This window comes from Clostridium mediterraneense (genome assembly GCF_900091705.1).
Lineage (GTDB): Bacteria > Bacillota > Clostridia > Clostridiales > Clostridiaceae > Sarcina > Sarcina mediterraneense.
This window is the reverse complement of record NZ_LT594785.1, coordinates 263,935-276,399: the sequence shown is the minus strand read 5'-3', so window position 1 is coordinate 276,399 and position 12,465 is coordinate 263,935. Positions and strand designations below refer to the sequence as shown.

The 12,465-nt window shown below is 27.4% G+C and carries 8 protein-coding genes and 1 riboswitch; of the genes, 2 read left to right on the top strand and 6 right to left on the bottom strand.

Annotated features, from left to right (window positions below):
- Positions 1 to 178 precede the first annotated feature (178 nt).
- Together BN8917_RS03300 and metF are read right to left on the bottom strand one after the other, a co-directional pair.
- Positions 179 to 643 carry an S-ribosylhomocysteine lyase gene (locus BN8917_RS03300; RefSeq protein WP_066870595.1) on the bottom strand — a complete coding sequence of 155 codons (465 nt, stop codon included), beginning with the start codon at positions 641 to 643 and terminating at the stop codon, positions 179 to 181.
- Positions 644 to 1,597: a methylenetetrahydrofolate reductase [NAD(P)H] gene (metF, locus tag BN8917_RS03295; protein WP_066870592.1), complete on the bottom strand. Its 954-nt coding sequence runs from the start codon at positions 1,595 to 1,597 to the stop codon at positions 644 to 646.
- 94 nt (positions 1,598 to 1,691) lie between these two features.
- Positions 1,692 to 1,794: riboswitch (SAM riboswitch) on the bottom strand.
- Positions 1,795 to 1,936: 142 nt separating this feature from the next.
- Between metF and BN8917_RS03290 the strand changes: the two genes are divergently transcribed.
- Both BN8917_RS03290 and BN8917_RS03285 read left to right on the top strand, forming a co-directional pair.
- On the top strand, positions 1,937 to 2,695 hold the full coding sequence (locus BN8917_RS03290) for a hypothetical protein (protein ID WP_066870589.1): 759 nt from the start codon (positions 1,937 to 1,939) through the stop codon (positions 2,693 to 2,695).
- Positions 2,696 to 2,804: 109 nt separating this feature from the next.
- Entirely contained in the window at positions 2,805 to 3,530 is a 726-nt protein-coding gene (locus BN8917_RS03285; RefSeq protein WP_066870586.1) for a DUF4489 domain-containing protein, read from the top strand.
- Positions 3,531 to 3,601: 71 nt separating this feature from the next.
- Here the strand turns inward: BN8917_RS03285 and BN8917_RS03280 are convergent, their stop codons facing one another.
- The 4 genes from BN8917_RS03280 to BN8917_RS03265 form a co-directional block, all read right to left on the bottom strand.
- Complete coding sequence (locus tag BN8917_RS03280; RefSeq protein ID WP_066870583.1) at positions 3,602 to 5,785, bottom strand: vWA domain-containing protein; 2,184 nt, start codon at positions 5,783 to 5,785, stop codon at positions 3,602 to 3,604.
- Between the two features lie 242 nt (positions 5,786 to 6,027).
- Positions 6,028 to 8,190, bottom strand: coding sequence for a YhgE/Pip domain-containing protein (locus tag BN8917_RS03275; protein ID WP_066870580.1), 2,163 nt, complete (start codon positions 8,188 to 8,190; stop codon positions 6,028 to 6,030).
- A gap of 10 nt (positions 8,191 to 8,200) precedes the next feature.
- A complete protein-coding gene (locus BN8917_RS03270) occupies positions 8,201 to 10,354 on the bottom strand; it encodes a YhgE/Pip domain-containing protein (RefSeq protein WP_066870577.1) in 2,154 nt (717 codons plus the stop codon).
- A gap of 348 nt (positions 10,355 to 10,702) precedes the next feature.
- Positions 10,703 to 11,944, bottom strand: coding sequence for a cation:proton antiporter (locus tag BN8917_RS03265; protein WP_066870574.1), 1,242 nt, complete (start codon positions 11,942 to 11,944; stop codon positions 10,703 to 10,705).
- Positions 11,945 to 12,465: the final 521 nt, after the last annotated feature.

The window sequence follows — 12,465 nt, the reverse complement described above, 5'->3', positions numbered from 1 at the left end:
ACCTCTCACCTTCTTTAAATTAATACATTTCATTATATGTATCTTAGTTAGTATTGTGAGTTTTATTAAGTATTCTTAATGTATTTTTAATAATTTGATAAGTAGGGTCATTTGAAAACTCTTTATTAATTATTAAAGAAAAAAAGGCTATCTTAAATAATAAGATAGCCTATAAATATTAACCATATATATTTAAAGAAAACCCTTTATTTAATACCTCTCTTGCGCAAGCTTTAGCTCCATCTAAAGATAAATCTCTATAATTGCCACATTGAATTTCATTAGCTGCTGGAATTTCTTTAGCTTTTAAAACCTCATTTAATGAATATTCTAATGCTTCTTTGACTTCTTTTGCTTCTATATCTCTAAATACACTTAAATAAAATCCTGTTCTACATCCCATAGGTGAAATATCTATTATATTATCAAGCTTTTCTCTAAGATACGTTGCAAGTAAATGTTCAAGAGCATGTATACTTGCTGTTTCAAAATATTCTTTATTAGGCTGAAAAAATCTTAAATCAAATTTAGTGATTTTATCCCCACTTACTCCATCTAAAGTACAACATTTTCTAACATAAGGAGCCTTAACCTTTCTATGGTCTAATTCAAAACTTTCTACTTTATTTTTTACTACTTCCATTTAAATTCCCCTTCCAACTTTAATTTTTGAATCTATATCACTATAAATTCCTATATTATTAAACTTATTTATTTTTGAATTTTTATTTATTGACTTAACTATCGAGCTTATACTTTCTGATATTTTCTTTGCAACATAAGGATTATTCATAGTATATAAATGAATTCCATCTACTCCTGTTGAAATTAAATCAACAATTTGTTCAACTGCATAAGCTATTCCTGCATCTCTTAAAGCAATATTATCATACTCATATTTTTCTACTATTTTCATAAACTTTCTTGGGAATTTTGCTCCACAAAGAGATACTATTCTTTCTATTTGCTTTCTATTAAGAACTGGCATAACACCTGCTTCTATTGGTATATTAATATTTTTTTGTCTTGCCTTATCTAGAAAATCATAAAAGTAATTATTATCAAAAAATAATTGAGATACTAGATGACTCACTCCTGAATCTATTTTCCTCTTAATCATATCTATGTGAGTATCAAGAGTTTCATTCTTATTGTATCCTTCAGGGTAACAAGCTCCTGATATATTAAAGCCACCAAAGTCATCTATATGTTTTGCAAGGTCGCTTGAATACTTATATCTATTAACTGAAATATTTTCTTTTGGTAAATCCCCTCTTAAAGCAAGAATATTCTCTACATTATTTTTTCTTAAGCTTTTTAACACTTCATTTATTTGTTCTTCTGTTGAATTAATACATGTTAAATGTGCTAATGGTTCTATATTATATTTTTCTTTTAAAAGCCCAGCTATTTCAACAGTCCTATTATTATTAGCCTTGCCACCTGCCCCATAGGTAACACTTACAAAGTCTGGATTTAAACTTTTAAGCTCATCTAGTGTTTTATAAATAACATCTATCTTTGAACTTGGCTTTGGTGGAAATACCTCAAAAGATAACACCAATTCTTTTTGATTAAAAATTTCTCTTATATTCATTTTTTAGCCCCCTATTTTAAAATTAATTTTTACCCCAAGAAAATAAAAAAATGCCCAAGGATTATTCCTTAAGCATTCTAATACTCTAATAATACCCTTATCTCTCAGAAAACTGCAGGAATTAGCACCTATAGAAAAAATTTCCTATTGGTTGCTGGGCTTCATAGGGCCAGTCCCTCCACCACTCTTGATAAGTTTTAAATATATTTATTATTTTCTATATAATATATTATTTTACTTTATTTGTAAATATGTTTTTTATTTATTATACTTTTATCTTTCTCTTGAATATTATATTAAAAAAGCATTAGGCTTATCACTTAATATAGGAGGATTTTTATGGACTTAAATCATATACAATCAAGACAGATATTAAACTCTAAAAAAAGAAAATCCAGAAGTAGAAAAACTACTAATAAAATTACTGTACCACTTAATAAAAATAAAGTTATTTACAAAACTCCAATGGGTTCTTCTGGCCCGATTATAGGTGCCTTTCCTGTTATCCTCTCAGAATTTGATGTAAATATTTTTTGTGAACTTAAATATAAATATCCTATTATTTCAATGAAATCAGATGTTAGCACAGTTATCTTAAAACTTTGTAAGTTTAGTTCTGATAATAAAAAAATGTACCTTGAAGGGTATATAGATAAAGGTGTTCAAATTACTCTTGCTGATTCTGCTGAAGATCAAAAAACAACTGTAAAGCTTCCTTTTAAAACAATGATAAATATAAAATACAATAAAGAACCTAATTTTGATACAGATTATAAAAGTCTAGATAAAGACAATAACTCTTTAACTTATTATTTCTCTCCTGCAGATAAAATTTACTGGAGTCACGAATATACAAAAATTACTGAAAAATATGAAGAGTTACATTCCGAGTCCAATGATAAACAAGAATTTGTTAATAAGATAGTTTTAACACTTGGAATGGTAATACTTCAGGACCAAAGAGTATTTATTCCTGAAAGTACTGATGATGCTACAGTTATAGCTGAATTCAATAATTCTAACTCTGAAAATATAACACATATTGATGTTGGCTATGATTCTAAACAAGGCTTAGTTGCTAGGGTGATAAAAAATTAGATTTTATTAAAAACTGTGTCAAAGTATTCTACAGAACATACAATATACTATGCAAACCTAATAATAAAATTTTAATAAACTTATAGATAAAAACGGAGGTAACAAACTTATGAATTTAAATTTCCCTAACGAAAGTGATAGTTATAAGGATGAAGATTGCTACGAAAGTAGAAAATCTAACAAATATGATTGTGACGATTCAAGAGAATATGAATCAAGAAAATCTCGTTCAAGAAGCAGATATTATGATTCAAGAAAATATGAATCAAGAAGTAAATATTATGATGAATCAAGAAAATATGGTTCAAAGGAAAAGAGCTCAAGAAAGTGCAGTTCAAATAATTGTTGCTGTAACTGTTGTGAAAAGAAGGTAAAACCATGTCCACCTATGACATTTGAAGCTTGTTGTGGTTCAACAACAACTCTTCCACCAACAATAACTCCTGGTAATGCACCACTTCCAATTACTCCAATTTCTCTTGTTTGTATCTCATTAGATACAGAATGCTTAAAAGACCCTAAAGTTTTATTAAGATTCGAAGCTCAAATACACGCTAGATTTATAAGTGTTGATACAATTAGAGCAAACTTTGAACTTGTTAAAACTGATGGATGTAAAGAAATTTCATGTGGTACTTTTAGTTTCACATTCCTTCCAGGATCTGCTCCAACTGAAATAGAACAACAATTCTCATTCGATAAGATTGATTGTGGTACTTGTTCAGAATGTACAACTTATTCAGTAAGAGTAACAAATATATCTAATAACCCTGATGATGTTGCTTTCTTCCAAATCGAAAATCCTACACTTACAGCGTTTGCTAAATCTTGCTAATTTATTAACTTAGATATAAATGGTTAATCATTTAATTAAAGGGAGAGTTAAATACACTCTCCCTTTAATTTTTAATTATATTTACTTAAAACTTCATAGTAATCCTCTCTTACTTTAATTCCATCAATATCTTTTCTACTGATATTAACAGTTTCATCAATTACTATATTCTTCTTTAGTTCTTTATCAGTTTCAACTTTTCTTTTTGTGATAACTTCATCCCAAATAAAATAATTTCTTTCTCTAAGCTTATTAGATAATCTCACTATATTTATTAAGTTCTGCTTATCATATCTTTCAGCCTCTAGTTCTTTTAACTTATCAAGAATTCTTTTATAACTACTCTTAATATCTCCAATTATAAATGACTTATATTTTTCTAAAGCCTTTTTTCTCTCATTAGTTCTAGGAAATCTTTCTAGCTTCCATTCAACTACTTTTGATAAATAAAACTCATATTTAGACTCTGTATCTCTTTCTACTTTTATTGGTGAATAAACTCCCTTTTCATCAACTCTAAATAAATTTCTCATATCTGATTCTTCTCTATTTAAGTTACTATCCTCTTCTAACTCTACTTCACTAAAAACTTCTTTTATAAGATTTTCTAAAGCCCAAATTTCACAATCTAAAACTCTTACATCATATAAATACTTAGCTAATGTATATTCATTAATTAGCTTACTAGTTCTCTTATTTGTAAGTCTTACATTCTTAAGATTTAGAACACATATCTCTTCATCGTAGACTTTTATAACATCTTTAATTAGCTTCTGATTCTTAATTTTTGATTTAAGGCTTTTAGATAGCTTACACCAAATTTCATCAGTATTTATATTTCCATTAACAACAAGATTATAATCTCTATATATACAAGCATTCATCATAAGTTTATTCTTAATATTTTGGACAACTCCATTAATTTTCACCTTAACTCCTATATTAAGTTTTTTACTTCCTACTGTTATGCTTGTAACATCACCATAACCTGTTTTAGGTCTTATAAATTTATAATCATCCTCTATTTGCTTTTCTCTAACTCCTATTCTCTTATAATTATAAGAATAATCCCATAAAAGCTTTGACTCTTTATCATCCATAATTTCTTTTAAAATCTCTAAAAGACAAAGAGGTTCAGTTTCTTCATTTTCTAACTTTATAGTCTTCTTACCCTTTTTAAACCTCTTACTTCTATCATTATATAAAAGATCTAAAAATTCTAAAACTTTTCCCTTTTCACTAAATGAATAACAGTTAACAAGAGATTCATAAGCATAAATATCATTACTTATAGCAACTGCAACTTCCATATTATCTATATCATCCTGATAAACATAATATCTAGCAAGACTATAACTAAAATCCTCTATATACTGTCTTTTAAGTACTTTTTTATTACTCTGTATAACTTTACCGTCTATATTTAAATCTTCATCAAAAACTACTATTATATTCTCTTTATTAGTTTGAATACTATTAACAGTATGTTTTCCCCTAATGTTTTTATTAGAATTTACTAAGAAGTATTCCTTATTATCAATCTCAATATTTACTTCTTCACTATTATTAATTCTTCTTACTTCTGATAGAACAACCCTTGAATAATCTTTTATCTCTTCTATATGACTAAGTCTTCCACCATAAGATTTACCTGCTAAATCCTTTAAGAAATCTCTATCATAATAAGCTCCAAAGCCTACTGTATTTATACACACATTTAACTCTTCTAATTTTTCCACCATTTCCAAACAAGATTCTTTTTCTTGAAATTGACTTGAATCAACATTTGAAAAATATCCATCAGTAAAAATAATTATATTGTGTCTTGTTGTTTGTGAATTAAGATCATTTATTATTTCATCAGATTTTACTAAAGCGTTAAATAGTGAACTTCCCTCTCTAGTATAAAGCTCCGTATCTATTTTTTTATAAATTCTGCTCATTCTATATGAAGAATCATCACATCTAATTCCTTCTCCTAAAACAATTAGATTTTCATTTCCTGCATATAAAATTACAGAAACAAAATTATTTTTTTCTTTCTTAAGAGCTCTCAAAGTTTCTTTTACACTTTTACTTAACTTTAAAATCTCATCTTTCATACTTTCGGATATATCAATAAGTAAAATATGATGATTTAATATATCCTTATTATTCTGTCTACTCTCTAAAGAATAAAATTTACATATTTTATTTTTATCCACAGCAATATCAATAGATTTTTGCCCTAAAAATTTAACATTACATTTATCCACAGAAAATCTCCTACTTAATTACTCACAAATTTCTTCACTTATATAAATATATGAAAAGCCTTTTCTTTTAATGTGCTATTTTATTATTTTATTTGAGAAAAAACTACTTATCTTTACATAATTTTTATAACTTTATCTAGAATCTAGTATTATTATTCCAAGTCTTAAAATAAATACTCAAACACTCATAAAATATAAAAAAAGATAGTTACCAAATTAGTAACTATCTTTTTATTTATATCTTATAATCCTGATTCTTTAAACTTTTCTTCCATAAACTCTGTTGACTTATTTACTAAAGGTTTTGCAAATCCCAGTATTAAGAATATTACTGCAAAGATTGCTAAAACTTTAATGTCTGTATTTACCATGCTCCAGTTTGGACCAGCTATTGCTTCTCTAAAACTATCTATTGCATAAGTAAATGGCCATAAGAATTGTAAGTCTCCAAATATTTTTGGATTAGTTTGAATTGGATATATTCCTCCTGAACCTGCTATTTGGAATACCATTATAACTATACATAAAGCTTTTCCGAAGTTTCCAAATAGAGAAACTAATGTGAAGATTATAAATGTAAATACTAATGAGCAAAGCCATGCCATTCCAAGCATCAACCACATATTTGCAGGATTTAATCCTAAGATAAATTTATCTCCTACTGTTACTATTGTTGTTTGGATTAATGATAAGATTACGAATAAAAGTAATTTACCAAAATGCTTTTGCATAAGATTTAGCTTTGTTCCATCTTCAAAATCTTCAGCATGAACAGTGAATAATGAAGTTAGAAGTAATGATCCAACCCATATAGCAAGAACTGTATAGAATGGTGTAAGACCAACTCCAAAATCATATGTTCCATATACATTTTCTTGTTTTACTTCAATAGGTGAAGCTAAGAATGAAGATATTGTTTCTGGATTCTTATTTAGTAATTCAATTAAATTATCTAAACTTTGCTTATCAACTCCATTAACTTTATTTTGGAAAGTAGCAAGTTGACTTGAGAAACTATTTAACTTATCTTTCAATTGATTAGCTTTTTCCACAGCAGTATCACTTGTATTTATACCGAAGTTTGCAAGTGAATTTAATTGTGGAACTATTGATTTACTACTTTCAAGTAATGAATCAGCACTTGTTAATCCTGATGTTAAACTTTGTCCTATTGAATTTATAGCTGGTATTGTATTAGTAGTTATACTATTTGCAGCTGAACTAATTCCTGAAGTTAAGTTATTACTCATATTTGAGATTGACTTTAACTTATCGCCTATAACTTGTGGATTATAATCTGTTGCATTAAGAAGATTTGCTAATCCTTTTAATTGTTCTTGTTGTTGTTCAATCATACCTTTAACATTTTGAAGCTTAGCTATACTTGCTTCAATACTTGGATTGTTAAAGATACTATTTATAGATTGTAGCTTATTAATATTAGCTTGAACTTCACTTATTAATTTATCTGCAACTCCGATTGCACTATTTACAGTTTGCTTTAATTTATCTTTATCAGCTACTGAAGTATTTAGTGTACCTAAAGTTGATAAAAGTTCTTGTAACTGACTATTTACTGATGTTATTTCTGGTACAGCTGAAGTAACACTATTTCCTAGGGAATTAACTGTACCTTGAGTTGAAGAAATTAAGTTTTTGCTTGCTCCAACAACTCCTTGTAATGTATTTATTTGATTTGTTATTTGTGGTAAATCAGTCTTCATAGTACTTAAATAACTTGAAAGACTATCTGCACTCTTACTTGATTGACTTATACTTTGGTCTATTTCAGTAAGTCTTTGATCTGCTGCATTCATAACAGATTTTAATTGGTCTAATACTGGTTTATTAGTTTCTAACTTTTCACCAAGTGTATTAGCCATATTTACAGCTTGCTCATTAACTGCCTTAACAAAATTAGTTTTAATTTGTTTAGCTAATTCAGTCTTGGCAAATCCTGTTATCTTAGTAGCAATTATATTAGTTTTATCATTTACTATATATTTTAATGTAGGTTTTACAGGTGCAGCTGTTGTAAGACTAGCAAGATCTTGTGAAAAATCTTGTGGTATTACTATAAGTGCATAATACTCACCATTCTTTAAACCTTCTTCACCTTGTTGCATAGTAGTAAATTTCCAACCTATACTTTTATTTTGTTGTAATTGGTTTACTACATCATCACCAACATTAAGTATCTTATCTTTTACTATAGTTCCTCTATCTTCATTAATAACACCAACTGGTAAGTTTCCTGTATTTATATAAGGATCCCAGTTAGCTTTTAAACTTATCCAAGCATATAAAGATGGGATAATACAAATTCCTAAAACAATTACTATTGCTGCAGGATTTTTGAATATATTAACTAAGTCTCTTTTTAAAACTTTAAATATTTTTCTCATATCCTCACCTCTATTCTCCTATTCCTGATTCTTCAAACTTCTCTTCGAATTTTGCCATTGGTTTATCTAAAAGTGGTTTTAAGAAGTAACCAAGTAAAACAAATCCTAATGAGAAAGCAAATAGAACTACAAAATCTGTAACAACATGTTTAACAACTACTCCTGCTACAGCTTCTCTAAATCCTTCTACTGCATAAGTAAATGGAGCAATTGGTTGTATTATTCTAAAGAATAAAGGTAAAACTTGAACTGGATATGTTCCTCCAGTACCAGCAAGTTGAATAACCATTAAAACAATAGCTGTTGCTTTTCCCATATTTCCTAGTAATGAAACTAAAGTAAATACTATTATTCCAAATGTAATTCCTGTTGCAATTCCAAATGCTAATAATAGTGGGAAACTTGCTGTTTGAACTCCTAAAATATACTTATCTCCAACTGTAACAATTATTGATTGTATTATTCCAAGAGTAACAAAAGTAAACATCTTTCCAAAATGCTTTTCTCTTATTGAGATATTTTCGCTTCCTTCAAATTCTGGTGGTCTTACTTTTAATAATGATGATAAAAGTAAAGCTCCAACCCATAAACAAAGAACAGTGTATATTGGTGCCATACCTGAACCATAATTGTGAATTGGGAATACTGATTCTTCTTCAACATTAAAAGGTTCTGACATAAAGTTACCCATAACTTCTGGATTACCTTGAAGTAAAGTAATTATGTTATTAAGGTCAGCAGTTGATATATTTCCTAATTGCTTACTTAATTCTGATATAACTCCTCTAAATTGATTTAAAGTTGAATTAATGCTTGTTGCTGTACTTGAAGCAAGTTGTGAACTTGAACTTGCTGATGAAAGAACATCATTCATTTTTTCAACTAATCCATTTGCTTTATTTATAAGCTCTGCTGCTGTTTTTGTTGAACTTGATAATCCACTTCCTATAGTTTGTAAATCACCCTTAGTTGAATTGTTATAAGTTGAAATTACATTCCCAATTCCTGATGAAACATTTCCAAGTCCATTAATTGCAGCATTAAGTGCTGATTCTTTAACTTGACCCGTTTGGTCAATTGCATTACTTGCTAAATCTAATTTACCTTGTTCATCTGATATAGTAGATTGAACATTTGATATAGTATTAATTAAATTTGCAATAGATTGTTTTGGATCAGACTTTTGCATACTTTCTAAGAAAGTTTTAACTCTTCCTAGCATCTCACTTGATTTAGTAAGACTCCCCTTAATACCTGTTATAGTATTTTGAGCTTGTGCTGCTGTGTTTGAACCTGAGTTAAGTGAAGATAACTTTCCTTGAACTCCAGCAATTTCACTTTGAGCTCCTTGTAAATTAAGACCTATATTATTAAATGCTGTACTTAATGTACTGTTTGTATTATCTATTATTTGTCCTGTATTTACTGTTATAGTCTTTACATTATTTAAACTAGCAGTAATTTGTGGTAAAGACATTTTTACTGTATTTAAATAATTATCTAAGTTTGTAGCACCTGTGCTAACACTATTTAAAACATTAGTTATTAAATCCATATTATTATTTACATTAATAACTGAGTCTTTTAACTTTAAGATATTTTGCTCATTTTCTTTAATTTTTCCACCAGCTACATTTAATTTAGAAAAAACTTCCTTATTTACTGTGTCTAAGAAACTAGTTTTTATTTGTGTAACTAAAGTTGATTCTGCTGCATCAGTTATTTTATTAGCAACAGGGTTAACTTTTGTATTAACTTTATATATTATATCTGCCTTTACAGGATTATTTGTTGTTAAACTAGTTAAATTCTTTGAAAAATTGCTTGGTATTTCTATAATTGCATAATATGTACCATTTGCAATACCTGCATTGGCCTGCTCTGCGGTGACAAATTTCCATCCTATCTTATTATTCTGTTTAAGTTGATTTACAACATCATCACCAATATTCATGCTTTTTCCATCAAAAGTAGTACCTGCATCTTCATTAACCACAGCTACTGGTATAGTACTTGTATTTTCGTACGGATCCCAACTAGCTTTTATATTAACCCAAGCATATAAAGATGGAATTATACATATTCCTATTATTATTACTAAAGCTACAGGGTTAGTGAACATACTTTTTATATCCCTTTTATACACTCTAAAAGCATTTTTCATAATTTCACCTCCATGAATTTATATATTTACTTTTCCCAATTACCTATGGGCTATGAATTAAATTTAAATAAACATAAAAATTTTGTCTAAATTAATCTCACTACATCTAAATATATCAAAAATTAGTTTACAAGTAAACTAAAATTAATACTTTTTTTATCTTTTATTTAATAATATTAAAATAAGGTAAAAAGCCATAAAATATGCAATTTATAAGAAATTTATTGATAAAATAATAATTAGTATTAAACATATTTTTCCTGTTAATATTTAATAAATAATGTAAAGTTTTTTATACATAAAAAAAGGAGAATATCTAAAAGATATTCTCCTTAAATAAAATATAAATTAATAAACTTTTTCTCTAGTTGCATCTTCATATTTATCAACTAAACCATTATCAATTTTTTCATTTGGATCTAAATTATTATCATCATTTTTAAATACTAATTTTAATAATATTGGTGTTACTACTGTAGTTACAACAACTACTATAACTACTGGTGCTAAGAATTTATCATTCATAAGCCCTATAGCAATTCCCTTACTTGCTACTATAAGGGCAACTTCACCTCTCGATACCATTCCAGTTCCTATTTGCAATGACTCTTTACTTGAATATTTGCAAACTTTTGCTCCAATAAAGCAACCTAATATCTTAGTAAGTATTGCTACTACTAAAAGAAGAACTGTAAATAATATTACTTCTGAATTCATTCCTGAAAGTATTACCTTTATACCTATACTTGCAAAGAAAATAGGTGATAATAACATATATGATAGAGTTTCAAATCTAGCATTTATATAGCTTGTCTTAGCTGTATTCGAAATTATCAGCCCAGCTATAAAAGCTCCTGTAATATCCGCAACTCCAAAAAATTCTTCAGCAACATATGAGAATATTAGACATAAAGAAAATGCTACAATAACAAATCTTCTTAAGTCTTTTTCATAATTACCTACCCACTTATTAAATATATAATGGAATATAACTCCCATTATCGCAGAGAAAACAAAGAATAAAACTATCTTTATAAGAACTATTTTTATATTTACTGTAGAATCTGCCATACTTGTTATAAGTGTAAGCCCTATAATACCTAGAATATCATCTATTAAAGCTGCACCAAGTATAGTGTTACCAGCTCTAGTATTAAGCTTACCAAGTTCTTTTAAAGTTTCTACAGTTATACTTACTGACGTAGCTGTTAAAATAATCCCTATAAAAACATTTTCTAAAAATGCTTGATACCCTGAACCATCATGGAAGAATATTGAGATAACGAATCCACCAACAAGAGGTAATAAAACTCCCAAAGCTGCTACAATAAACGAAACAAGACCCGTTTTCTTGAGCTCTTTAATATCAGTTTCAAGCCCTGCTGTAAACATTAGAATAATTACACCAAGAGATGCTACCTGTTGTATAAAGTCTGTTTCTTGCAGAACATCTAACATAGCTGGTCCCAAGACTAGTCCTGCAATTAATGCTCCAACAACTTGAGGCATATGCAATTTTTTAGTAATAAGTCCCAGCAATTTTGTACTTAACAAGATAATTGCAATATCTAATAAAAATTTATGTGACACATTATTCACCCCTTACATTAAACCTATATGAATTATATTCCTATTTCCAAATACTATCAATATCCCTTTTAATCCCTTTTAAGGATTATTTTATAATTAACCCTCATCATTACATTTACATTTCTACTTTTCTTTATTTTACCTTTATTTACTTTAAATAACTCCAATTATCATATTTCATTTGTCAATAGTTATTATAAGTTTCTAATTTTATTTATAAAAAAAAATTATTATGTATATAAATAAAAAAATCATTATTTATAAAGACTTTATCTATTAAAATAAAAATACTCCTTAGACATTACTACTCCTAATATCTCCATAATATTAACCATTTTATTCTTCTTGCATAAAAATACAGATATAATTTAATTTTTATACATATATAAATATATTTTTTTTATAAAAAACTAAAAAATATAATAATTACATAACCATTTATATATTAATTTTTCAAATTGATTTAGACACATATTAATAATATATACATTACTAATAAAAGCTGATTTTTACTTGATTTA

Bases quoted from the DNA above. Each gene is read 5' to 3' on its own strand.
- BN8917_RS03300 (WP_066870595.1), bottom strand. From the start codon at position 643: ATGGAAGTAGTAAAAAATAAAGTAGAAAGTTTTGAATTAGACCATAGA.
- metF (WP_066870592.1), bottom strand. From the start codon at position 1,597: ATGAATATAAGAGAAATTTTTAATCAAAAAGAATTGGTGTTATCTTTT.
- BN8917_RS03290 (WP_066870589.1), top strand. From the start codon at position 1,937: ATGGACTTAAATCATATACAATCAAGACAGATATTAAACTCTAAAAAA.
- BN8917_RS03285 (WP_066870586.1), top strand. From the start codon at position 2,805: ATGAATTTAAATTTCCCTAACGAAAGTGATAGTTATAAGGATGAAGAT.
- BN8917_RS03275 (WP_066870580.1), bottom strand. From the start codon at position 8,190: ATGAGAAAAATATTTAAAGTTTTAAAAAGAGACTTAGTTAATATATTC.
- BN8917_RS03270 (WP_066870577.1), bottom strand. From the start codon at position 10,354: ATGAAAAATGCTTTTAGAGTGTATAAAAGGGATATAAAAAGTATGTTC.